General features: G+C 67.7%; 22 protein-coding genes. 7 read left to right on the top strand and 15 right to left on the bottom strand.

The genetic code is table 11. The features are described from left to right. The first annotated feature begins 212 nt into the window (after nucleotides 1–212). Nucleotides 213–668, top strand: a complete 456-nt coding sequence (locus OU419_RS11245; RefSeq protein ID WP_254473387.1) for a thermonuclease family protein — start codon at nucleotides 213–215, stop codon at nucleotides 666–668. A gap of 13 nt (nucleotides 669–681) precedes the next feature. On the opposite strand, the gene mnmH is transcribed toward OU419_RS11245, so the two are convergent. Further along, nucleotides 682–1,782 carry a tRNA 2-selenouridine(34) synthase MnmH gene (gene mnmH / locus OU419_RS11240; protein ID WP_254473389.1) on the bottom strand — a complete coding sequence of 367 codons (1,101 nt, stop codon included), beginning with the start codon at nucleotides 1,780–1,782 and terminating at the stop codon, nucleotides 682–684. Further along, nucleotides 1,782–2,816, bottom strand: coding sequence for a selenide, water dikinase SelD (gene selD / locus OU419_RS11235; protein WP_254473391.1), 1,035 nt, complete (start codon nucleotides 2,814–2,816; stop codon nucleotides 1,782–1,784). The genes mnmH and selD overlap by 1 nt, the downstream gene beginning before the upstream one ends. A gap of 108 nt (nucleotides 2,817–2,924) precedes the next feature. On the opposite strand from selD, the gene OU419_RS11230 reads away from it, so the two are divergent. Next, the gene (locus OU419_RS11230) at nucleotides 2,925–3,968 is read left to right on the top strand and encodes a patatin-like phospholipase family protein (protein WP_254473393.1); all 1,044 of its coding nucleotides are present in this window, start codon (nucleotides 2,925–2,927) and stop codon (nucleotides 3,966–3,968) included. A 97-nt stretch (nucleotides 3,969–4,065) separates the two neighbouring features. Here OU419_RS11230 and OU419_RS11225 read toward each other — a convergent pair whose 3' ends face one another. The 6 genes from OU419_RS11225 to kdpF form a co-directional block, all read right to left on the bottom strand. Further along, nucleotides 4,066–4,758, bottom strand: coding sequence for a response regulator (locus OU419_RS11225; protein ID WP_254473510.1), 693 nt, complete (start codon nucleotides 4,756–4,758; stop codon nucleotides 4,066–4,068). 43 nt (nucleotides 4,759–4,801) lie between these two features. Further along, nucleotides 4,802–7,459 (bottom strand): sensor histidine kinase, encoded by a 2,658-nt coding sequence (locus tag OU419_RS11220; protein ID WP_254473401.1) that lies wholly within the window; start codon nucleotides 7,457–7,459, stop codon nucleotides 4,802–4,804. A gap of 121 nt (nucleotides 7,460–7,580) precedes the next feature. Continuing rightward, the gene (gene kdpC / locus OU419_RS11215; protein WP_254473404.1) at nucleotides 7,581–8,129 is read right to left on the bottom strand and encodes a potassium-transporting ATPase subunit KdpC; all 549 of its coding nucleotides are present in this window, start codon (nucleotides 8,127–8,129) and stop codon (nucleotides 7,581–7,583) included. A gap of 171 nt (nucleotides 8,130–8,300) precedes the next feature. Beyond that, the gene (gene kdpB, locus OU419_RS11210) at nucleotides 8,301–10,370 is read right to left on the bottom strand and encodes a potassium-transporting ATPase subunit KdpB (protein ID WP_254473406.1); all 2,070 of its coding nucleotides are present in this window, start codon (nucleotides 10,368–10,370) and stop codon (nucleotides 8,301–8,303) included. 12 nt (nucleotides 10,371–10,382) lie between these two features. After that, on the bottom strand, nucleotides 10,383–12,077 hold the full coding sequence (gene kdpA, locus OU419_RS11205) for a potassium-transporting ATPase subunit KdpA (RefSeq protein WP_254473408.1): 1,695 nt from the start codon (nucleotides 12,075–12,077) through the stop codon (nucleotides 10,383–10,385). 8 nt (nucleotides 12,078–12,085) lie between these two features. Next, complete coding sequence (gene kdpF / locus OU419_RS11200; RefSeq protein WP_009618573.1) at nucleotides 12,086–12,175, bottom strand: K(+)-transporting ATPase subunit F; 90 nt, start codon at nucleotides 12,173–12,175, stop codon at nucleotides 12,086–12,088. A gap of 318 nt (nucleotides 12,176–12,493) precedes the next feature. On the opposite strand from kdpF, the gene OU419_RS11195 reads away from it, so the two are divergent. From OU419_RS11195 to OU419_RS11175, 5 genes are all read left to right on the top strand, one after another. Continuing rightward, the gene (locus OU419_RS11195; RefSeq protein WP_254473411.1) at nucleotides 12,494–13,246 is read left to right on the top strand and encodes a response regulator; all 753 of its coding nucleotides are present in this window, start codon (nucleotides 12,494–12,496) and stop codon (nucleotides 13,244–13,246) included. After that, on the top strand, nucleotides 13,227–14,306 hold the full coding sequence (locus tag OU419_RS11190) for a sensor histidine kinase (protein WP_254473413.1): 1,080 nt from the start codon (nucleotides 13,227–13,229) through the stop codon (nucleotides 14,304–14,306). Before OU419_RS11195 ends, OU419_RS11190 begins: the two co-directional genes overlap by 20 nt. A 225-nt stretch (nucleotides 14,307–14,531) precedes the next feature. Continuing rightward, nucleotides 14,532–15,257 carry an EF-hand domain-containing protein gene (gene xopAW, locus OU419_RS11185; RefSeq protein ID WP_254473415.1) on the top strand — a complete coding sequence of 242 codons (726 nt, stop codon included), beginning with the start codon at nucleotides 14,532–14,534 and terminating at the stop codon, nucleotides 15,255–15,257. A gap of 114 nt (nucleotides 15,258–15,371) precedes the next feature. Continuing rightward, nucleotides 15,372–16,019, top strand: a complete 648-nt coding sequence (locus tag OU419_RS11180) for a FadR/GntR family transcriptional regulator (protein WP_254473418.1) — start codon at nucleotides 15,372–15,374, stop codon at nucleotides 16,017–16,019. Nucleotides 16,020–16,053: 34 nt separating this feature from the next. Continuing rightward, the gene (locus OU419_RS11175) at nucleotides 16,054–17,334 is read left to right on the top strand and encodes a CynX/NimT family MFS transporter (RefSeq protein WP_254473420.1); all 1,281 of its coding nucleotides are present in this window, start codon (nucleotides 16,054–16,056) and stop codon (nucleotides 17,332–17,334) included. A 53-nt stretch (nucleotides 17,335–17,387) separates the two neighbouring features. Here the strand turns inward: OU419_RS11175 and OU419_RS11170 are convergent, their stop codons facing one another. The 7 genes from OU419_RS11170 to OU419_RS11140 all read right to left on the bottom strand — a co-directional run bounded on the left by OU419_RS11170 (nucleotide 17,388) and on the right by OU419_RS11140 (nucleotide 23,495). Next, the gene (locus tag OU419_RS11170) at nucleotides 17,388–18,446 is read right to left on the bottom strand and encodes an AI-2E family transporter (RefSeq protein ID WP_254473427.1); all 1,059 of its coding nucleotides are present in this window, start codon (nucleotides 18,444–18,446) and stop codon (nucleotides 17,388–17,390) included. A 63-nt stretch (nucleotides 18,447–18,509) separates the two neighbouring features. Further along, the gene (locus tag OU419_RS11165) at nucleotides 18,510–19,328 is read right to left on the bottom strand and encodes a DUF4892 domain-containing protein (protein WP_408004953.1); all 819 of its coding nucleotides are present in this window, start codon (nucleotides 19,326–19,328) and stop codon (nucleotides 18,510–18,512) included. Nucleotides 19,329–19,517: 189 nt separating this feature from the next. Then, nucleotides 19,518–20,378 (bottom strand): alpha/beta fold hydrolase, encoded by an 861-nt coding sequence (locus OU419_RS11160; protein ID WP_254473434.1) that lies wholly within the window; start codon nucleotides 20,376–20,378, stop codon nucleotides 19,518–19,520. 9 nt (nucleotides 20,379–20,387) lie between these two features. Beyond that, the gene (locus OU419_RS11155) at nucleotides 20,388–21,188 is read right to left on the bottom strand and encodes an alpha/beta fold hydrolase (RefSeq protein ID WP_254473436.1); all 801 of its coding nucleotides are present in this window, start codon (nucleotides 21,186–21,188) and stop codon (nucleotides 20,388–20,390) included. A gap of 228 nt (nucleotides 21,189–21,416) precedes the next feature. Beyond that, entirely contained in the window at nucleotides 21,417–22,064 is a 648-nt protein-coding gene (locus OU419_RS11150) for a LysE family translocator (RefSeq protein WP_254473437.1), read from the bottom strand. A 43-nt stretch (nucleotides 22,065–22,107) separates the two neighbouring features. Then, nucleotides 22,108–22,911, bottom strand: coding sequence for an AraC family transcriptional regulator (locus OU419_RS11145; protein WP_254473440.1), 804 nt, complete (start codon nucleotides 22,909–22,911; stop codon nucleotides 22,108–22,110). A 158-nt stretch (nucleotides 22,912–23,069) separates the two neighbouring features. Beyond that, nucleotides 23,070–23,495, bottom strand: coding sequence for a hotdog fold thioesterase (locus tag OU419_RS11140; protein ID WP_254473449.1), 426 nt, complete (start codon nucleotides 23,493–23,495; stop codon nucleotides 23,070–23,072). Nucleotides 23,496–23,501: the final 6 nt, after the last annotated feature.

Here is a 23,501-nt window from a genome sequence, read left to right as displayed (position 1 = left end):
CTGCAGCGAACTTGCCCACGGGTACGCCGCGCCTCTATTGCCCGTGGCTCTGGAGCTCGACACGGCGGAACTGGATGCGATCTTCCTCTTGGGCGTCGCCGCGAGTGGGCACTACAGCGAAGAGGTGATGCGCCCGATCCAGTAACCGTTGATGTCACGGACGCCGTGAGCGGCCGCCGGCAGTTATGCTGGCGGCGCTCACCGGAGGTCCCATGCGATTCATCCTGCCCATCCTGTTGTTCTCCCTTCCCGCTGCCGCGCTGGCCCACGAGCAGTGCACGGTGCGCGCCATAGAAAATGGCGAGCAGCTCGTCTGCCTGGGCGAGGACGGCACATCCCGGACCGTTCGCCTGCGCGGCATCGAGGCGCCCGGCGAGCCGTTCGACCAGCGCGCCAGCGAAGCTCTGCGCCAGCTCGCGCTCGGCAAGCTCGCCAGCCTGCACGCGCCACAGAAGGAAGCCGACGGCACGACTCGCGCCGCCATCTGGGTGGAGCCAGCGGACTGCCCCGGCTGCGGCCAGACACTGGACGTCGGCCGCGCGCTGCTGAGTGTCGGCCTGGCCCGCTGGCGGCAAGCCGACCGGCAGGGCGCCGAGGAACGGGGCCAGTACAAGTTCGAAGAACAGCAAGCGCAGGCGCGCCACATCGGGCTGTGGCGCACCCCCTAGGCGAAACGGCGAATCAGCGCTGCGCGCGAGCGCGAAGGTACTCGACCACTTCGTCCTGGGTGCCGCGGAACTCGATGCGCGAATCCTTGCTCTGGCGCTGGAAGGCGTACATCGGGTCGTAGTACTCGCCCAGCAGGCCCTCGATCCAGCCACGGTGCAGGTCCACCGCGCCGCTGCGTCGCTGCTCCTCCAGCGCCGCGTCCATGATCGCCGCCAGCCGCTGGTAGCGCTCGCCACCCAGGCGCTTGACGATGCCCGACAGACTCTTGCGCAGGTAGGTGGCAAATGCGTCGAAACCACCCTCCTCACCCACCACCTGGAGATGGTCGGCGCACAGGTCCACCACATAGTCCTTGAGGATACGCTCCACGCGCTGCTCGAAGCTGTCGTCCAGCCACACCAGCGGGTACTGCTGCATGCCCTGGTACAGCTCCAGCGGCACCGAGCAACTGCCGACGATGCGCCCCTCGTCTTCCAGCACGAACTGCTCCATGCCGACGTGGCGCTTCTTCAGAATGTCGATGGCCAGGCGGTTCTCGAAATCGATCTGCGCCGGCTGCGGCGTGGCGCGCCGGCCGAACGCCGAGCCACGGTGGTTGGCGTGCCCCTCCAGGTCGAGACTGTTGGACAGCCGGGCGATCACCTCGGTCTTGCCGGTGCCGGTCAGGCCACCCACCAGCACGAACTGGCACTCCTCGACGGCGGCGCGGGTGGTGTCGTACAGGAAGCCGCGCATCGCCTTGTAGCCGCCGACTACACGCGGGTAGTCGATGCCCGCCTCGGTCTTCAGCCATTGCTGGGTGATCTGCGAACGCAGGCCGCCACGGAAGCAGTACAGATAGCCGTCCGGGTTGGCCCTGGCGAAGTTCGCCCAGGCCTCGATACGCGCCGCCTTGAGCTTGCCGCAGACCAGTTCGTGGCCCAGCGCGATGGCCGCCTGCTGGCCATTCTGCTTGTAGCAGGTGCCGACCTTCTGCCGCTCGGCATCGTTCATCAGCGGCAGGTTCACGGTATGCGGGAATGCGCCCTTGCCGAATTCGACCGGGGCGCGCACGTCCATCATCTTCACATCGCCGAGGAACAGTTCGCGGTAGTGGCGGGTGTTGTCGCGCATCAGGCCACCTCGACCGCGTGACTCTGTCGACCGACCAGCTCGCCGATAGGCGCGAGGTCCAGGCCAAGCTCCTTGGCGGTGGCGAGGAACTGCGCCTCACCCGCCGGCTCCACCGCCACCAGCAGGCCGCCGCTGGTCTGCGGATCGCACAGCAGCAGCTTGTGCAGCTCCGGCAGCGGCGCGATACGCTCGCCGTAACTGTCGAAATTGCGCAGGGTGCCGCCAGGCACGCAGCCGGCTTCCAGGTAGTACTCGACGCTGGCGAGGCGCGGCACGGCGTCGTACCGGACGCGGGCGGTCAGGCCGCTGCCATCGGCCATTTCGACCAGATGGCCAAGCAGGCCGAAGCCGGTCACGTCGGTCATCGCGCGCACTCCGGCCAGTTTGCCGAAACGCGCACCGGGCTTGTTCAGGGTGCACATCCAGTCGCGGGCGACGCCAACGTCCTCGGCACGCAGCCTGGACTTTTTCTCGGCGGTGGTGAGGATGCCGATGCCCAGCGGCTTGGTCAGGTACAGCTTGCAGCCTTCGGTGGCGGTGTCGTTGCGCTTCATGAAGCGCTTCTCGACCATGCCGGTGACGGCCAGACCGAAGATCGGCTCTGGCGCGTCGATGGAATGGCCGCCGGCCAGCGGGATGCCTGCCTCGTCGCAGACCTTGCGGCCACCGGCGATCACATCGCGGGCGACTTCCGGCGCCAGCACGTTCACCGGCCAGCCGAGAATGGCGATGGCCATCAGCGGGTCACCGCCCATCGCGTAGATGTCGCTGATGGCGTTGGTGGCGGCAATGCGGCCGAAATCGAAGGGATCATCGACGATAGGCATGAAGAAGTCGGTGGTCGAAACCACGCCGCGCTCCTCATCGATGGCATAGACAGCGGCGTCATCGCGCGAGGCGTTGCCAACCCAGAGCTTCGGATCGAGGTTCTGCGCGCCGCTGCCGGCGAGGATCACCTCCAGCACCTTTGGGGAAATCTTGCAGCCACAGCCAGCACCGTGGCTGTACTGGGTCAGGCGGATCGGTTCGCTCATCGCAGGCTCCGGCGGAATGAAACAAACGGCGATTCTAGCAAAGGCAGCCTTGGCGAGGCTTGTCTGCGGGCGTATCGTCGAAACGACTCGCAAGGGGGGAATTGCCCGATGTCAAAACAGATTGCGCTGGTGCTCGGCTCCGGCGGAGCGCGCGGCTATGCGCATATCGGCGTGATCGAGGAAATCGAGCGGCGCGGCTACGAAATCGTCTGCATCGCCGGCTGTTCGATGGGCTCGGTGATCGGCGGCATCTACGCCGCCGGCAAGCTCGCGGAATACCGCGACTGGGTGGAAAGCCTCGACTACCTGGATGTGCTGCGCCTGCTCGACGTGAGCTTCCGCCTCGGCGCCATCCGTGGCGAACGGGTATTCGGCAAGATTCACGAAATACTCGGCGAGATCGACATCGAGAACCTGCCGATTCCCTACACGGCGGTGGCCACGGACCTCACCAACCAGCAGGAGATCTGGTTCCAGGAAGGCTGCCTGCACCAGGCCATGCGCGCTTCGGCGGCGATCCCGAGCCTGTTCACCCCGGTCATGCAGGGCACGCGCATGCTGGTGGACGGCGGCCTGCTCAACCCGCTGCCAATCGTCCCGGTGGTCTCGACCCACGCTGACCTGATCGTCGCGGTCAACCTCAACGCCACCAACCAGCGCCAGTACTCGCTGCCGGTGATCGAGCGCCCACCGGCGCTCAAGGGCCGCTTCGACGCGGTGATCGGCAGCCTCAGCAGCAAACTGAGCTTCTTCCGCCGCCAGGGCGGCGAGAACGAAACGCCGCCGGAACTGCTGGCCGACGCCCTGCTCCACCCAGTTCCCGCGCTTGCCGAGGAACCCGCCGAGCCGGAAATGCAGCAACCCGCCGCCGCGCCCCAGGCCAAGGGCTCGCCGCGTTCGGCCAGCGGCAGCCGGGTGATCGAAAGCAGCAGCCCGGCTTCCCTGCTGGAGCTGGTGAACCAGAGCTTCGAGGTGATGCAGACCTCGCTGGCGCAGTACAAGATCGCCGGCTACCCGCCGGACATCCTGATCAACGTGCCCAAGCGCGTATGCCGCTTCTTCGAGTTCTACAAGGCCCCGGAGCTCATCGCCCTGGGCCGGCAGATCGCCAGCGATACGCTGGACCGGTATGAGGCGGAGAATCCTTACTGAATTGAGCTGCCACCCAGGCGCGCGGCCCGGACAGGATCCACGCCCGGGTGGCAAGAAGCATCGGAGCTGGCCCACAACCACCTCGGAGGACGAGCGATCAGGCTTCGCGCAAGCGGTACCCGACACCGGCCTCGGTGACGATGAACCGCGGCGTTGCCGGATCGTCAGCGAGCTTCTGCCGCAGATGCCCGACCACCACCCGCAGGTAGTGCGTGTCTTCGGTATGCGTCGGGCCCCAGATGTCCTTGAGCAATTGCTGCTGGGTGACCACGCGCCCCACGTGGCGGGCCAGGGTCGAGAGCACCGCGTACTCCTTGCGGGTCAGAGCCACTTCGGCGCCGTCCAGCAACACGCGGCGGTAGGAGAAGTCGATGCTCAGAGGCCCGACCGTCACCACCGCCTCCTGCGTCTCGCCACTGCCGCCCTGGCGGAGCAGCACGCGGACGCGAGCCAGGAACTCCTGGATACCGAACGGCTTGGTCACGTAGTCGTTGGCGCCGCCGTCCAGCGCCTGCACCTTTTCGCCCTCGCTGGCGCGTACCGAGAGCACCAGCACCGGCACCTGCGACCACTCGCGCAACTCGCGCAGAACGTCCTGGCCGTCCTTGTCCGGCAGGCCGAGGTCGAGCACCACGAGATCGGGGCGCCCCAGCGCAGCCTGGGCCAGGCCCTCCTCGCCGGTCCCGGCTTCCAGCACCTTGTAGCCGCCGGCATTCAGGCTGATGCGCAGGAACTTGCGGATCTGCGGCTCGTCATCGACGACCAGAATGGTGGCGGCGCTAGCGTTCATCGGTGCGTTGGGCTGGCTGGAACAGGCGTCCAGCTTGAGCCTTTCAACCGGCGGCATCAAGTTCCTCCAGGTCCGGCTGCTGTTGCAGCGGCAGGTGCAGGACCAGGGTAGTGCCGCGCCCGTCGATGCCATCTTCCACGGTGATGCGCCCGCCATGCGCGCCGACCATGCCCTGGCAGATCGCCAGGCCCAGCCCGGTGCCCTGCCCACCGCGGTCGCCACGGGCGGCGGTGTAGAACATATCGAAGATCTTCTCCCGCTCGGCCAGAGGAATGCCCGGCCCCTCGTCGCCGACCGAGAAGCGCAACTCGCCGTCGCCCTGTTCCACCGCCACCCTCAGGCGGCCTTGCGGGGGCGAAAAACGTGCCGCGTTTTCCAGCACGTTGACCAGCGCCTGCTCGATCAGCGCCGCATGCACATACAGCAGCGGCAGTTCGGCCGGCACACGGGTTTCCACCCGATACGGGGCGACCACAGCGCGCAGGCGATTGAGTGCGCTGCCGACGATGTCGCCGGGCGACACCCAGTCGCGCGACAGCTTCAGGCCGCCGTGTCCGAGGCGCGTCATGTCGAGCAGGTTCTGAATGTAGCGGTCCAGCCGCTCGGCTTCGTCGCGCGTGCCTTCCAGCAGCTCGCGGCGGTCGTCCGGCGGAATCGCGTCGCCCAGGGCCAGCAGGCTGTCGATGGCGCCACGCATGGAGGTCAGCGGCGTACGCAGATCGTGGCTGACAGAGGCCAGCAAGGCGCTGCGCAACTGTTCAGTCTCGCCGTGCAGGCGTGCGGCTTCGAGGTCTTCGGCCAACCGTGCACGGGCCAGGGCTTGCGCCAGCGGCTGGCCGAGGGCGGCGAGCAGGCGACGCCGCGAACCCGGCAACGGCTGGCCGTCGCGCGGGCTGATGCCCAGCAGCGCCAGCGGGCCGTCCTCGCCGGACAGCGGCCACCACCACCAGCGTCCGCCCGGCAAGGTACCGGTGCCCAGGCCGGCGGGCTGGTCATGCTGCCATGACCAGTCGGCGGCGGCACGTTCCTGGTCCTCCAGGGAGCGTTGCAGCCCACCCTCCACCTTCCACTCGCCGTGATTGCGGCCCAGCAGGCAGATGTCCAGATCACCCCAGCCTCCCAGTTGCTGCGCGGCGGCGGCCATCACCGCCTGGCGGTCGGTGGCAGCAGTCAGCTTGCGCGACAGTTCGAGCATCTGGCTGGTTTCCTCCTGGGTCTCGCGCAACGCCTGTAACTGCCGGCGCTGGCGGGCCGCCAGGTTACCGGTGAGGCCGGCCATGAGCAGGAAGAACAGCAGAGTCAGCACATCTTCTTCGCGCTGGATGGCGAAGGAGAAATGCGGTGGGATGAACAGGAAGTCGTAGGCCAGGAACGACATCACGGCACAGGCCAGCGCCGGCCCCAGGCTGCTGCGCACCGCCACCAGCAGGACGGCAGCGAGGAACACCAGGGAAATGTTGGGTAGTTCCAGTACGCTGGCCACCGCCCAGGCCAGGGCACTGGCACCCGCGGCGGCGAGCACCGCCAGCAGGTAGTCGGCCCAGGGCCAATGCGCCACGGGGCGCCGTTTCGGCGGGGCGAGGTCGGCCTCGCTGTCGAGCACGCTGATTTCCAGCCCGTCGCCCAGGCGCAGCAATCGCGCCGCCAGCCCGCCGCCGAACAGCCGTCGATTCCAGCGTTGCCGCGAACGGCCGACCAGCAGCAGGCTGGCGCGGCGCTCCCTGGCATGTTCGATCAGGGTCCGCGCCACTTCTCCCCCGCGCAACTCGACCACATCACCGCCAAGGCGCTCGGCCAACTGCTGGGCACTCTGCAACTGCATGCGCGACTCTTCGCTGCGCGCCTCGCCGGTATCGACATGGACCAGCGACCAGGGCAGGTGCCGGCGTTCGGCGACGCGGCTGGCGTGGCGCACCAGGCGCTCGGCATTGTGTTCGCCGTCCACCCCTACCAGCAGGCGTCCGCGCACCGCAGGCGCCTCGCCGCCCTGCTGGCGATAACGATGGGCAAGGTCGTCGTCGACGCGCGCCGCCGCCGTTTGCATGGCCAGTTCGCGCAGCGCGGTGAGGTTGGTTTGGCTGAAGAAGGCATCGATGGCCGCGCGCGCCTGCTCGGGAACATAGACCTTGCCTTCGCGCAGGCGCTCCAGCAATTCGCGCGGCGGCAGGTCGACCAGCAAAAGTTCGTAGGCTTCCTGCAGCACCCAGTCGGGCACTGTCTCGCGCACCTGCACGCCGGTAATGTCGCGTACCTGGTCGTTGAGGCTTTCCAGGTGCTGGACGTTCACCGTGGTATAGACGTCAATGCCCGCCGAGAGTAGCTCCTGGATGTCCTGCCAGCGCTTGGCGTGACGGCTGCCGGGGGCGTTGCTGTGGGCCAGTTCGTCCACCAGCGCCAGTTGCGGCGGGTCGGCCAGCAGGCCGTCGAGATCCATCTCCACCAGTCTGATGCCACGGTACTCGGTGCGCTTGAGCGCCTGCTGCGGCAGCCCGGCGAGCAGCGCCTCGGTCTCCGCGCGACCGTGGGTCTCGACGATACCGACGCGCAAGTTGACGCCCTGGCGCAACTGGCTCTGCGCGGCCAGCAGCATTGCGTAGGTCTTGCCGACACCCGGTGCGGCGCCGAGGAAAACCTTCAGACGGCCGCGCCCCATGCGCGGCAGATCGGCAAGCAGGGCATCGGCGCGGTTGGGGTCGGTCATCTCACAGTCCTCGAAGCGCCGGCGGCGCTGGTTTCTGATGGCAGCTCGGGCGGGCCCTCGCCCCTGCCAGCGCACATGCAGGCGGTCGGACTCGGCCACCTGGAGTGCATTGGCGCGGAGTCTAGCGAGGCAGGCTCGCCAGGGCCATGTTAAGCGCCAGCACGTTGACCACCGCCGGGCCTACCAGCGGCCGCTCGGTGTGAGCCTCCACCAGCTTCTCCAGGCTGGCAGCCGGTACGCCGCGCTCCAGGGCGATACGCGGTACCTGGTACAGCGCGGCGGCTGGCGGCAACTGCGGGTCGAGGCCGCTGGCGGAAGTGGTGACCAGCGCCAGCGGCACCGGAGAGTCGCCTATGCGAACCGCCTCGGCGTCCTTGGCGATGCGCTCGACCAGCGCCGGGTTGCCGGGGGCCAGGTTGCTGGCGCTGCTGGAAACGGTGGCGAAGTCACCCGCCGAGGGCCGCGAATGGAACCATTGGGCGCCATCGAACTTCTGCGCGATCAGCGCCGAGCCACGCACATTGCCCTGGTCATCGCGCACCAGGCTGCCATTGGCCTGGTCGTGGAAAGCGACCTGGGCGATGGCGGTGACGGCCAGTGGGTAGACGACGCCGGTAAGCAGGCTGAGCAAGGCCAGCGATGCGAGGGCGGGACGGAGGTACTTGAGCATGTTCGGTGTTCCTCTGTTGGATTCGGAGCGAGGGCTTTCCCTCGCCCCTGCCATCCCCGGAGGGAGGGCGGGCAGTTCGCACACCGGGCGCAGCGGCGCCCGGCGTGGTCCGGTTGTTTATCGCTTCGCTCCACGCCAGCCTGCGGAGAGCCGGCCAACCAGCCGGGAGCGTCAGGCCAGTCCGACGGCAACCAGCAGCAGATCGATCAGCTTGATCCCCACGAAGGGCGCGACGATCCCGCCCACGCCGTAGATCAGCAGATTGCGCCGCAGCAGGTGCGAGGCGTCGCTGGCCTGCACGCGCACGCCCCGCAACGCCAGGGGGATCAGCGCGACGATGATCAGCGCGTTGAAAACGATGGCCGAAAGGATCGCGCTCTGCGGGCTGGCCAGCTTCATCACGTTGAGTACGCCAAGCTGCGGATAGATGCCGGCGAACAGCGCGGGCAGGATGGCGAAGTACTTGGCCACGTCGTTGGCCACCGAGAAGGTGGTCAGCGCGCCACGAGTCACCAGCAGCTCCTTGCCCACCTGCACCACGTCCAGCAGCTTGGTCGGGTCACTGTCCAGGTCCACCAGGTTGGCAGCCTCGCGGGCGGCCTGGGTGCCGTCGTTCATGGCCATGCCGACGTCGGCCTGCGCGAGTGCCGGAGCATCGTTGGCGCCGTCGCCGCACATGGCAACCATGCGGCCTTCGCCCTGCTCCTGGCGGATGCGCGCCAGCTTCTTCTCCGGCGTGGCCTCGGCGATCACGTCGTCCACGCCCGCTTCTGCGGCGATGGCAGCGGCGGTCAGCGGGTTGTCGCCGGTCACCATCACGGTGCGGATGCCCATGCGGCGCAGCTCCGCGAAGCGCTCGCGAATGCCCGGCTTGACCACGTCCTTCAGGTGGATGGCGCCCAACAGCCTGCCGTCGGCCACCACCAGCAGCGGAGTACCGCCGCTCTGGGCGATGCGCTCGATCTCCTTGGCCAGGCTCTCCGGCATCTGCGTACGGTCCAGCCCGACGAAGGCCAGCGCGGCGTCCACGGCGCCCTTGCGATAGACGTGGCCGTCGAAGTCGATGCCCGACAGGCGCGTTTCGGCGCTGAAGGCCACCGGGGTTACGCGGTTGCGGTCAGGTTCCGGCAGGATGATCTGCGCGCGGAGGAACTCGACGATGGACTTGCCCTCGGGGGTGTCGTCGGCCAGCGAGGCGAGGAACGCGCCCTCGGCCAGCTCCAGCGGCTGCACGCCGGGAGCGGTGTGCAGCGCACTGCAACGGCGGTTGCCGAAGGTAATGGTGCCGGTCTTGTCGAGCATCAGCACATGCACGTCACCGGCCGCCTCCACGGCGCGCCCGGACTTGGCGATCACGTTCAGACGCACCAGGCGGTCCATGCCTGCAATACCGATGGCCGACAGCAGGCCGCCGATGGTGGTCGGGATCAGGGTCACCAGCAGGGCCACCAGGAACACCAACGGCAGGGTTCCGCCGGCGAACAGGGCAAAGGGTTTCAGGGTGACGACCACCAGCAGGAAGATCAGGGTCAGGCCGATCAGCAGGATGTCCAGCGCCACTTCGTTGGGAGTCTTCTGCCGCTTGGCGCCTTCCACCAGGGCGATCATACGGTCGAGGGTCGACTCGCCGGGGTTGGCGGTGATCTTCACCAGCAGCCAGTCGGAGACCAGCCGGGTGTTGCCGGTCACCGCCGAGCGGTCACCGCCTGATTCGCGGATCACCGGCGCGGACTCGCCGGTGATGGCAGCTTCGTTGACCGCCGCCACGCCTTCGATCACCTCGCCGTCGCCGGGAATCAGCTCGCCGGCCTCGACACGCACCACATCCCCCTTGCGCAGGCTGCTGGCAGCAACCTTCTCGAAGTTACCGCTGGCGGTACGACGCAACGCCTGCAACCCCTGGGTGCCGGCCTTGAGGCTGTCGGCGCGAGCCTTGCCACGACCTTCGGCGAGGGCTTCGGCGAAGTTGGCGAAGAGTACGGTGAACCACAGCCAGATGGCGATCTGCACCGCCACGAAGGTCGGCACCGACTCGCCACCCACCATGCAAAGCACGGTGGTCAGCACCGCGGTCAGGGCCACCACCAGCATCACCGGCGAACGTTGCAACTGGCGTGGGTCGAGCTTGACGAAAGCCTGCACCAGCGCCGGTTTCCACAACGCGGAAAAAGCTGTGGTCGGGCGCTTTTCAACGCCTCTGGACGGGGTCTTCAAGGCGAGATCCTGGGTACGCGCATTCATTGCGAAAGCTCCTCAGAAGCCAAGCGTCAGGTGGTCGGCCACCGGGCCAAGCACCAGCGTCGGCAGGAAGTTCAGGCCGCCCACGAGCAGGATGGTCGCGGTCAGCAGGCTGACAAACAGCAGGCCGTGGGTGGGGAAGCTGTTCGGCCCGACCGGTGTGGCCTTCTTCGCCGCCAAGCTGCCGGCGATGGCCAGCACCGGGAGGATGTAGCCGAAACGGCCGATCAGCATGGCCAGGGCGATCATCAGGTTGTGGAACGGGGTGTTGGCGCCGAAGCCGGCGAACGCCGAGCCGTTATTGGCGGTGCCCGAGGTGTAGGCATAGAGCAGTTGGCTGAAACCGTGCGGCCCCGGATTGGTCACGGCCGACGCCGGGCCAGGCAGGCTGGCGGCGATGGCACCGAGCACCAGGACGCCCACCGGCATCACCAGCAGCGTCGCCACGAGCAGGCGGACTTCGCGGGCTTCGAGCTTCTTGCCCAGGTATTCCGGGGTACGCCCGACCATCAGCCCGGCCAGGAACACGGCGATCAGGACGAACAACAGCATGCCGTAGAGACCTGCGCCGACACCGCCGAAGATCACCTCGCCGAGCATCATGTTGATCATCGCCACCATGCCCGACAGCGGGTTGAGACTGTCATGCATGGCATTCACCGAACCATTGGAGGCCGAGGTGGTGGTCACCGCCCAGAGCACGCTGGCGGTGGTGCCGAAACGGCTTTCCTTGCCCTCCATCGGCGCGCCCTGCTCCACCGGCAGCGCGCTGAGCGCCGGGTTCGGCTGGTATTCGGCCCACAGCGAAGTGCCCAGGCCAAGCGCGAACAGCACCAGCATGCAGCCGAGGATGGCGCGGCTCTGGCGCAGGTCCTTGACGTAGTGGCCGAAGGTGAACACCAGCGCAGCCGGGATGAGGATGATCGACGCCACTTCGAACAGGTTGCTCCAGATGGTCGGGTTCTCGAAGGGGTGCGCCGAGTTCACGCCGAAGAAGCCGCCGCCGTTGGTGCCCAGTTGCTTGATGGCGATCTGGCTGGCGGCCGGGCCGAGCGGGATGGACTGGTCGGTGCCCTGCAGGGTCAGGGCGTGGGCATAGTCGAGGAAGGTCTGCGGTACGCCCTGCCAGACCAGCAGCAGCGCCAGCAGCAGGCACAGCGGGAGCAGGCCGTAGAGCGTGGCGCGGGTCAGGTCGACCCAGAAGTTGCCCAGGCTGTTGCTGGACTTGCGCGAGATGCCACGGGCAAGCGCGACCAGCACGGCCAGGCCCACGGCGGCACTGACGAAATTCTGCACGGTCAGGCCGAGCATCTGGCTCAGGTAGCTGAGCGAGGCTTCGCCGCTGTACGCCTGCCAGTTGGTATTGGTGACGAAGCTCACCGCGGTGTTGAACGCCAGCGTCCACTCCAGCCCCGGCAGGTGTTGCGGGTTGAGCGGCAGCGCGCCCTGCAGCAGCAGGATCGCAAACAGCAGGAGCAGGCCGGCCAGGTTAAAGGCCAGCAGCGCCACGGTATAACCCTTCCAGTCCTGCTGGACCTCAGGGTCGATGCCGCAGGCACGGTAGATCAGCCGCTCGACCGGCTGGAAGATCGGGCTCAGGAACGTGCGCTGCCCTTCCATCACCTTGTAATAGAAACGCCCGAGGAATGGCGCCGGCACCAGCACCAGCGCCAGGAAGGCAGCGATCAGCAATACGTCATGGCTGTTCATGGCCACCTCTAGGAACGGTCGGCGCGCAGCAGCGCCACCAGCAGGTAAATGAACAGTCCCGTGGCAAGGACCAGGGACACACCGTCGAGCACGCTCATGATTCTTTTCTCCTCACGCGGGCGACTCCATCGCTTGGGCGGCCGTTGCCGCTTGACGGAAATTTTCCGCAAGGGATGCGTAAAGGAGCGATTCCCCAGGCCGTGGCGCGGCATAAAGAAAGCGTAAAAAACCGCTCTGCGACGGTGCTGGCAGCCATTTGTATCGACATCGATACAGTACCGACATGCTGCCGACACCCGCCTGCCCCAGCCTCGCTGAGCGTGGCCCCGCCCACGGCGCCGGGTTAGCATGCGCACCGTCGCCTACCCGCGGCTTGCCGGCCCGCCCTGCCCCCGTTTCCTGCGACAGGCCCCCACATGCACACCACTTCCGACGACACGCGCCGCTGGACCACCCGCGCCCTGCTGGTGGACGACGACGAGCCGATCCGCGAGCTGCTCTGCGGCTATCTCGCACGCTTCAACATCGAGGCCCACGGCGTAGCCGATGGCGTAGCCATGCGCCGCGCCCTGGAAAGCGACAGCTTCGATGTGGTCGTGCTCGACCTCATGCTGCCCGGCGAGGACGGCTTGTCGCTGTGCCGCCACCTGCGCGCCGAGTCGGACATCCCGATCCTGATGCTCACCGCCCGCTGCGAACCGGCCGACCGCATCATCGGCCTGGAGCTTGGCGCCGACGACTACATGGCCAAGCCCTTCGAGCCGCGCGAACTGGTGGCTCGCATCCAGACCATCCTGCGTCGCGTGCGCGGCGGCAACCTGGCTGGCGACGACAGCAGCCGTGGCGAGCCGCGCGCCCAGGTGCGCTTCGACCAGTGGCGGCTCGACAGCGTACTGCGCCAGTTGCACGCGCCGGACGGGCTGGTGGTACCGCTGTCCAATGCCGAATTCCGCCTGCTCTGGGTATTCCTCGAACGCCCGCGCCGGGTGCTCAACCGCGAGCTGCTGCTGGACGCCGCCCGTGGTCGCGCCATTGAAGCTTTCGACCGCAGCATCGATCTGCTGGTCTCGCGCCTGCGGCAGAAACTCGGCGACGACCCGCGCTCGCCGAGGCTGATCAAGACTGTGCGCGGCGAAGGCTATCTGTTCGATGTCCGCGACATCGCCTGACCCCATGCACGACGAAACGAAGAAACGCCCGCTCGAACGCGCCGACAGCCTGTTCGCGCGGCTGTTCGGGGTCTTCCTGCTGGCCATCGTGCTGGCTCATCTGCTGGCGTTCGCCTGGTTCTCCCACTACGGCCCACACCAGCCGCCACCGCCTCCCCCACCGGAAACGGCCTTCGAGCAGGAGCCGCCGCCCGGCCCGCCACCGCCGCGCCATCCGCCGTTCTGGAGCGCGCCGTTCCTCTTCCAGTTGCTCGCGCTGGTGGCCGCCGCGGGTATCGGCGCCCGCCTGCTGGCGCGCCCGGTCAGGCGCATGGGCGATGCCGCGCTGCGCCTGAGCGAAGACCTCGACAGCCCGCCGCTGCCGGAAACCGGCCCGCACGAGGCGCGCCAGGCGGCGCGTGCCTTCAACCGCATGCGCGAGCGCATCCGCGACCAGGTACAACAACGCAGCCGTATGCTGGTGGCGGTATCCCACGACCTGCGTACTCCGCTGTCGCGCCTGCGCCTCAGGGTAGAGGAAATCGACAACCCGCAATTGCGCACGCGCATCGGCCAGGACCTGGCGGAAATGATCGGCATGCTCGACTCCACCCTGCACTACCTGCAGCAGGAGCGCGCCAGCGAGCCGCTGCAATGGTTCGACATCAAGGCACTGGCCGACTCCCTGGCCGAGGATGCCTGCGAACGCGGCGCCGATGTCGGCGTGGAAGGCTACTGCACGCCGTTGAAGGTACAGCCGATGGCGCTGCGCTCGTGCCTGAACAACCTGCTGGATAACGCCCTGCGCTATGCCGGCGACGTCACTATCGAACTGCGCGACGGAGCCCGTCAGGTGGAAATCCGCGTACGCGACCACGGCCCGGGCATTCCCGCCGAACTGCGCGAGCAGGTGTTCGAGCCGTTCTTCCGCCTGGAAGGTTCGCGCAACCGCAACTCCGGCGGAGTCGGCCTCGGCCTTGCCATCGCCCGCGACGCCGCCCGGCGCCAGGGTGGCGAACTGTTCTTCGAAGAAACTCACGGCGGCGGCGCTACCGCCGTACTGCGCCTGCCGCGCAGTTGAAAGCCTGCCTGCGCCATCGCGAGCTGGCTTAGGCGCAGAGCGAGCGGAGTTTGGGATCGGTAGATGAACATCTGAGGCCGATCAGCAACGACCTGCCACCGACGCGCAGCGGTTCGCAGGCAGGTTCTGTAGAAAGCCGCATACAAAGCGCACATACCTGCGACACAGACGCCACCGAGGCTGCGAAAACCGGAGATCCCTCCGGGCAACCACGGAGAAATTCCCATGATCAGCGGCGTCAGCAGCTATTCGAGCTACTACACAGGCTCGACGCTCGCCAGGCCCCAGACCGCCGCCAGCAGCACGACCGGGCACCAGACCGGCAACTGCGGCGGCACGACGGGCGCGGCGAAGTTCCAGGAAGACCTGTTCAAGTCCATCGACAGCGATGGCGACGGCAACATCAGCAAGGACGAGCTGACCAGCGCGCTGTCGTCCACCGACGACGGCGGCGACAGCAGCATCGATATCGACGACCTGCTCAGCCAACTGGACAGCGACGGCAGCGGCGGCATCTCGCAGAGCGAGCTGTCGGCGGCCATGCCACCGCCACCGCCGCCGGGCGGAATGGGTGGCCCCGGAGGCGCCGGCGGCTCCAGCGAGGACCTGCTCAGTTCGCTGGATACCAACGGCGACGGTGTGATCAGCGCCGATGAGCTGGCCGCCGCGAGCTCCAGCGACGACAGCGACAAGCTCAGCGAGCTGTTCAGCAAGCTCGATGCCGACGGCAGCGGCGGCATCAGCAGCGACGAACTGGCCAGCGCCTTCAAGGCCGAAGGCCGTGGCGACGGTCCGCCGCCTCCGCCGCCGTCGGGCAGCCAGCCCGCGGGCGACAGCAACACCGGCGAGGCCTACCAGAAACTGGTGGCCAACCTGCTCAAGCAGTACCAGAGCAACGACGCCACGGTAGCCCAGGCCACCAGCGGCAGCCTGCTCGACATCGCCGCCTGACCTCCAGGCTGGCCGCCGGAACACCTCCGTTCCGGCGGCTTCCCGCATTGCATCCCTCCTCGCCTTTGCACTAGGCTGGCGCTCCCGAAATTCATCCGATGATTGGATGTTTCCATGCCCAGCCCCATTCAGAAGCGCTCACTGGTGGATATCGCCCTTGAGCAGATCCGCATCCGCATCGACGAAGGCACCTGGCCGCTGGGCAAGCGCCTGCCGCCCGAGCCGGAACTCGCCGAAACCCTTGGCATGAGCCGCAACACCGTGCGCGAAGCGGTGCGCGTCCTGACCTTCTCCGGCGTGCTGGAAGTACGCCAGGGCGACGGCACTTACGTGCGCGCCTGCGCCAACCCGCTGGACACCATGCTGGTGCTGGCGCGCAGCTCGGTGGAACAGGCGCTGGAAGCGCGCGGCATCATCGAGGTGGAAGCCAGCCGGCTGGCCGCACAGCGCCGCAGCGAGGCCGATATCCTGGCCCTGCGCGCGGCGCTGGAAGCCTCGGCGGTGCGCCACGGCGGCGCGCTGGACGACTACATCGAACATGACCTGATCTTCCACCAGCGGGTGGTCGACAGCGCCCACAACCCGGTGCTCAGCGAGCTGTACCGCTACTTTTCCCAGGTCATCCGTGCGGGCCTGGAACGCACCATCGGCGATCCGGGCCGGCCGCAGCCGAGCTTCGAGCTGCACCGCGAGCTGCTCGACGCCATCGAGCGCGGCGATGCCGATGCCGCCGCCAGCGCCAACCGAGCGCTGCTGATCTGACCACCCTTTCGCCTTGCCTGCTGGAATGCCCACCATGTCCCTGCCCGACTCTCCCCACGACGCCGAACACAAGGTGTCCTGCCCTCCGGAAGAACTGCTGGTCGACGCCGAGGCCAACGATGCGCCGACGCCGCCGGCCCGCCCGCAGCGCACCTGGCTGCTGCTCCTGGGCCTGGTGCTGGTGGCGCTGAACCTGCGCCCGGCATTGTCCAGCCTCGCGCCGCTGCTCAACACGGTGCGCGACGGCACCGGGCTGTCGGCGGCGGCGGCCGGCCTGCTGACCACTCTTCCGGTACTCTGCCTGGGCCTGTTCGCCCCGCTGGCCCCCATGCTCGCCCGCCGCCTCGGCGCGGAACGTACGGTCCTGCTGATCCTGCTGACCCTGGCCGCCGGCATCGTACTGCGCAGCCTGTTCCCGGTGACGGGGCTGTTCCTCGGCAGCCTGGTGGCCGGCGCCAGCATCGGCATCATCGGTGTGCTGCTGCCGGGCATCGTCAAGCGCGACTTTCCGCGCATCGCCGGGACCATGACCGGCGTCTACACGATGGCGTTGTGCCTGGGCGCCGCCACTGCCGCAGGTTCCACCGTGCCGCTGGCCGGGTTGATGGATGACAGTTGGCAACCGGCACTGGCCTTCTGGGCCATCCCGGCGATCATCGCCGCTGTGATCTGGCTACCGCAGACGCGGCAGAACCATCACGCCCACCGCGCGGTGTACAAGGTCAAGGGGCTGTGGCGCGACCCACTGGCGTGGCAGGTCACACTGTACATGGGCCTGCAATCGTCGCTGGCATACATCGTCTTCGGCTGGGTGCCGTCGATCCTCATCGACCGCGGCCTGAGCGCCGTGGAAGCGGGCCTGGTGCTATCCGGCTCGGTGATGGTGCAACTGTTCAGCGCGCTGGCCGCACCGTGGCTGGCCACCCGTGGCAAGGACCAGCGCGTGGCGGTGGTGATCGTCATGGGGCTGACCCTGGCCGGGCTGCTCGGGCTGCTCTACGCGCCTCTGTCGGGCATCTGGGGCTGGGCGGTGGTGCTCGGCCTCGGCCAGGGCGGCACCTTCAGCATCGCGCTGGCGCTGATCGTACTGCGCTCACCGGATGCCCACGTGGCCTCCAACCTTTCCGGCATGGCCCAGGGCGTGGGCTATACCCTGGCGGCCTGCGGGCCGTTTCTGGTCGGCGTGGTACACGACGTCACCGGCGGCTGGGCGGCAACCGGGGTGATCTTCGTGGCGGTGACGGTCGGCGCCATCGCCTTCGGCCTGGGCGCCGGACGGGACAAGCTGGTGCAGGTGAAGAGCGAGCACGTCTGAGGACCTCTCGCCAAGGCGCGCCCTGCCCTCGCCGGGCCGGGCGCGGAAGCGCCTCACGCCGCCGGAGGTGGCGGCGGTGGCCGGCGCGAGCTGTCGACCCAGGCGCTGATCAGGTTGTAGACCACCGCCAGCAGCACCGGCCCCAGGAACAGGCCGATGAAACCGAAGCTGAGCAGCCCGCCAAGCACGCCGAGCAGCACAACCACCAGCGGCAGGTTGCCGCCGCGGCTGATCAGGTAAGGCTTGAGGATGTTGTCCACGCCGCTGATCACGAAGAAGCCCCAGATCGCCATGAACGCGCCGTAGCCGTAGCTCTCCTGGTAGAACAGCCAGACCGTGGCCGGCCCCCAGATCAATGGCGGCACCATCAGCAGGCTGCAAACGAAAGTCAGGAGCCCCAGCACCAGCGGCCCCGGCACACCGGCGATGAGGAAGCCGATGGTCGCCAGCGCGCCCTGGGCGGCGGCGGTGCCGATCACACCGTTGACCACCCGCTGCACGGTGCCGGCGATGATGTCCATGTACTGCTGCGCGGCGTCGCCGATCAGGCGTTCGAGCATGCCGTGGGCAAAGGCCTGCAGGCGCAGGCCATCGCGGTAGAAGAAGAAGATCAGCACCAGGCTCAACACCAGTTCGAAGATGCCGGTGCCAAGCTTGGCGCTACGCGCCAGTATCCAGTTGCCGACCTCACCCATGTATGGCTTGAGTGCGGAGAACATCGCCATGCCCTGCTGGTCGGCCTGGTACCACCAGCCGACCAGGCGATCGCCGATCAGCGGCACGCGCGCCATCCACTCCGGCGGCGGCGGCAGGCCGGACATCTGCAGATTCTTCACCAGTTCGACACCCTCGCGCACCCGGTCCACCAGGCCGAAGCCCAGCCACACCAGCGGTAACGCCACCAGGATGATCCAGCAGGCCGTGAGCAGGCCGGCCGCGGCCGACTCCCTGCCTCCGAGCAACTGCGAGAGCAGGCGCATCAGCGGCCAACTGGCGAAAGCCAGCACGGCAGCCCAGACCAGTGCTGACCAGAATGGGAGCAGCACCCAGATGCTGGCCGCGAGCAGGCCAAGCAGCAGCAGGCGCAACAACAGGCGATCATTGTCGAACATCGAAACTCCCGGTTGGCTGGAAAGCGCCCAGTGTAGAGCGCTTCGACCTTCAGAGTAGGCGAATCAGCGCAGCCAGGTGAGATGCAAACCGTCGCTGCTGTCCTTGCCCTGCTCCAGCCGCGCGTCGCGCACGCCCTGGGCAGTCAGCGCGGAGCGCCAGTCGCCAGCGTGCTTGCCGGCCAGTTCGACGCGCACGCCGGTATCCAGGCGCAGGGTGCGTACCAGCAGGTCAAGCCAGGCTCCGCCGGGTTGCTCGGGCACGTGGCTCAGGGTCAGCTCGCCATTGGCCTTGAGCAGGCGCATCAGGGTTGCCGGGCTGGGCAGTAGCTCGCCCAGGGGCGCGCCGGCGTCGAGCTGCTCGGCGTGCAGGTAGGCACGGCGGTTGCCGCGGGTGATGGTGTAGACCGCCAGCAAGCTGTTTTCGCGGGGCGCCGCCAGGCGCACCAGCAGATACGCCTGCCGGTCGTCCGGACCGTAGAGCTTGGAGTTGCCGAACACTGCATTGGCCAGCAGGCTGCTGGAGCCGCAGTCCCGGCTTTCGCACCAGAACAGCGGGGTCGCCTCGGCCTGAAGCAGGTCCTTGCGCGCGGCGGCAAAGGCGCTCTGGCTGGAGTCTTCGTCAGGCAGGCGGTAGGTGACGGCGGTGAGGTCGCCGATGGCGCGCACCTCCCCTTCCATGCGCAGGCGCCCGCTGATGCGGCTGATCGAGCCTTGCGGGTAGATCCGCTCCTGGTTCGCCGCCTGGTTGAAATCGACGATTTCCGAGCGCGGGAAGCGCGGCAAGATGTCCAGGTCGTGACTGTCGGCCAGGTCGGCGGCGAAACTGCCGGCGCTGGCGGACAGCAGTCCGGCGAGCAGCAGGGAGTGAAGGAGCCTTGGCATCCGGGGCCTCTGCGCGGCGGTGTGGGGCGTCCCGTTGAAGCACTGGCGCGCGGCGGTTTGGATGTCGAGCATGCACAATCTCCCTGAAGCGATCCGTGCAGACTCGCGGCAGGTCCCGCTTTAGTCAAGCTCGGCGCCACTACGGGGTGTTTCCCCGAGTGCCTGACGCACAGGCGCCGGATGAGTTTTTCAGGACAGCAGGAAGGGGCGGAAAACCGCGGCCACCGCCTCGGCACCCGCCTCGTCGTCCAGGTGCAGGTGATGCTGGCCGGGGATTTCGTGGACATCGATGGGGCGATCCCGAAGCAGCTCACGGGTCGCCGGCTCCACCGTCAGCAACCCGTCCTTCGCCAGCACCAGGCTCGTCGGGCACTGGATCGACTGCACGAACTGCCGCGCATGGGCGCGGGTCAGGCGCAGCGGCGACGGCAAGGTCAGGCGCGCATCGGTACGCCAGGTGTAACCGCCCGGCACCGGCACCAGCCCACGAGACGCCAACAGCTCGGCAGCCTCGCGGCTCACCGCGCCAACACCTTTCATGCGCGCCTCCACGGCGCGGTCGATGGCTTCGTACACCGGCTTGCGCTTGTTCGGCAGCGCCAGTTGCGCGCGCAGCGCTTCGCCCAGTTTCTGCGGCGAGGTTTCGGCTTCGCCGGTATAGGGCACCAGGCCGTCGATCAGCGCCAGGCGCTCGATACGTTCGGGCATCGAGCCGGCCAGCAGCACGGAGACGATGGCGCCCATCGAATGCCCGAGCAGGGAGAAGCGCTCCCAGCCCATCTGGTCGGCCACCATCAGCACGTCCAACGCATAGTCCCACAGCAGGTAGCTCGCTCCGGGCGCGCGATGGGCGGAGTGGCCGTGGCCGGCGAAGTCCAGAGCGAGAATGCGCAGCCCCGGCAGCTTCGGCGTCAGGCGGGCGAAGCTCATGGCGTTGTCCAGCCAGCCGTGCAGGGCAATCACCGGGCGGCCATCTTCCGGGCCGACCAGGTGTGCCGCGAGTTCGATGTGCGGCAGGTTCAGGCGGATTTCCTGGACTTGGGCGGTCATGGCGATTCCTTATGTGTTGGCGCGCTGCTGCCAGCGCGCGAAGACGGTCTTGAGCAGCGCGGCGGTATCCTGCGGGCGCTCCAGCGGGAACATGTGTCCGCCCGGCAACGACAGGCTTTCGCCCTGCGGGACGCGGCTGACCAGCCGCGCATGATGCGGCAGCACTACCCGGCTGTGGCGGCCGCGCACCATCGTCAGCGGCACCGCCAGTTGCTTCGCCCGGCCTGGGCTCGTGTGCGGCACGTTGCGGTAGATGCTGATCTCGGTGGCCGGGTCGAACTTCAACCGCAGGCCCTGTGTCGACGACGGCGACAGGCCGTGGCGCACGTAGGCTTCCAGGCAGTCGCGGTCGAAGCGCTTGAACAGCGGCTTGCCGGCGAAGTATTCGAGGGCCTCGGCGATGTCGCTGAAATCCTCACGGCGACCGAGCGTGCGGCCGGCGGGCGTCAGGCGGTCGATGAAGCCGAAGCGCTTGGCAGCGCGGATCACCAGTTGGTCGGCGAAGGTCAGCAGCGGCGAATCGAGCATCACCACACCTCGGTAGAACTCCGGCCGGCGCAGCGCCGCATGGTAGTGCAGCACCCCGCCAAGGGAATGGCCGACGCCCCACACCGGCTCGTCGAGGCCCTCCAGGTGGTGCAGCAATTCTTCCACCAGGTTTTCCCAGTTGGCGTTCACCGGGAAGCGTGGATCATGGCCGTGCATGTCCAGCCGGTGGACCCGGTAATCCGGCTCCAGGGCATCGAACAGCTTGCTGTAGGTGCCCGAGGGAAAGCCGTTGGCGTGGGCGAAGAAGACCGATTGCGACATGCCGGCAAACTCAGGGGAATGACAGCCTGAATTTTCCGACAGTGGCAGAGGTGCGGCAATGACCCGTACTCCCGCGAATGACGGCAGTACGGCCAAAGTCCATGACGGTTAGGCGGATTTGCCCTGTTCTCTCCCTTTTTTACGGCGGATAACTTGTTCCAAGTTATCCGCCCTACGATGGCGTTCTCGTAGGGCGCATAACGCGGCACGCGTTATCCGCCGCAAGCCTCACACCCAATGGGTCGCGTGACTCACCACGCTGAACAGGATGCCGCCCGCCACCAGCAGGAACACCACGCCGCATGCGCCGTCGATGGCGGGAACGGCACGCAGCAACCGCCGCTGCCACAACGGCCGGGTGAGGAGGATGCTGAGCAGGCTGAACCAGGCGAAACCGGTACAGAACAGCATTGCCGCCACCGCGACCTTGCCGGGCGCGGACATGTTCACCGGGATCAGGCTGCTGAGCAGCGCCAGGAAGAACACCAGGGCTTTGGGGTTGAACAGGTTGGTCGCCAGCCCTCGCAGCCAGGGCCCGAGCCGGGATTCCGGCAGTTCACCGTCGATCCGCCCTGCGCTGCCGGGCTTGCGCAACGCACGCAAGGCACCGATCCCAAGCCAGCCCAGATAGGCCGCGCCGACCAGTTGCAGCAGGCCGAACAACAGTGGCGAACGACTGAGCAGCAGCGACACGCCGGTCAGCACCAGGGTACCGTGGACGAGGATGCCGCAAGCCAGCCCGAGGGCACTGAGCACGCCGGCGCGGCGCCCCTCGCGCAAGGCGGTGCGCACTACCAGGGCGACGTCCGGGCCGGGGCTGACCAGGGCAACGGCGAATACGGCAGTGAGCATGAGCAAGACGTGAACCTCCTGCATCGCGGGATTCTCCAGTGGGAAAGGGAAACGATGTGTCGGGAGCTCAGCGCGGACGCAGGCGCGCGGGTGGCAGCCCGTAGGTACGGCGGAACAGGCGGCTGAAGTGCGCCTGGTCGTAGAAGCCCAGGCTCAGGGCGATTTCGCTGAGCGGCTGGCCTTCGATCACGCGCGGCAAGGCGCGCTCCAGGCGCAGTTGGGTCAGCCACTGGTGCGGCGGCAGCCCGCACTGATGGCGGAATCGGCGCAGCACCTGCCAGGGGCTCAGGTCGCAGAACTCGGCCAGCTCCTCCAGCGTGGGCGGAAATTCGAGCCGCGACTCCAGCCACTCACGGATGCGCCGCCAGGTATGCGCATCGAAGCCCTGCGCCGGCTCGCGGATGCGCAGGCTGGAGGCTCGTTCCAGCAAGGTGGCCAGCGCCTGCCAGAGCTGCCCTTCCTGCGCCAGCCGCTCACCGCCCAGCAACAGCGCGTGGGCCTGTTGCAGCTCGGCCTGCAGGCCGGGGTCGCGCAACTGCGCGGCAGCCAGGCGCGGTGCGCCCTGCTTGCCATCGCTGAAGGCGCGGCAGGCGTCGTCCAGCCAGTGCGGATCGATCGACAGCACGCGAATGCGGTAGCCGCCATCGCCCTCGCTGGAACCGTCGTGAATGCTTTCCGGGCTCATCAGCAGGATGTCGCCATTCCCGGCCAGCGAACGCTCACCGCGATGGGTATAGCGCTGGTGGCCGTCGAGCATCAGCCCGACGTGATAGTCGAGATGAAAGTGCCGGGGAAAGGCGAAACGGCGGTACTCGGCGTCGATGAAACGGACGCCGGGCAAGCCGCTGCTGTGGTGTTCGATGCGTTCCATGCGCCTACTTTACCGGCGCAGGAACGGTGGGTCTTGGACAAAATTGCGCGGTTGCCGAGCGGCGCTCGGGAGCGCAGGGAGCGCCTTTGCAGGATGGGTATCGCGCGCGTCGCTCCACGCCATCCCGGGGCACCCGCCAGGACAATACCGCGACTGGCTCAACGCTCCAGCGGCACTACCGCCATCGTCAGCCGCGAGATGCAACTGGGCTTGCCGTCATCCCCGTGCAGGCGGATTTCCCAGACATGGGTGGAGCGGCCGATGTGCACCGCCTTCGCCACCGCCGTCACCCGCCCGCTGCGCAAGCCGCGCAGGTGGTTGGCGTTCACCTCCAGGCCGACGCAGTAATACTTGCTGGAGTCCAGGCAGAGGTAGCTGGCGGTAGACCCGACGGTCTCCGCCAATACCACCGAGGCACCGCCATGCAGCAGGCCATAGGGCTGATGGGTACGCGAATCGACCACCATGCTCGCTGTCAGCGAATCCTCATCGAACGCCTCGAAACGAATGTCGAGCACTTCGCCGATGGTGTTCTTCAGGTTCGCGTTGAGTTTTTCCAGATCGGGCGTGCTGCGCCAGGTCATCGTTTT

It is taken from the genome of Pseudomonas triclosanedens, assembly GCF_026686735.1.
Lineage (GTDB): Bacteria > Pseudomonadota > Gammaproteobacteria > Pseudomonadales > Pseudomonadaceae > Pseudomonas > Pseudomonas triclosanedens.
This window is presented reverse-complemented; position numbering and strand designations above follow the sequence as displayed.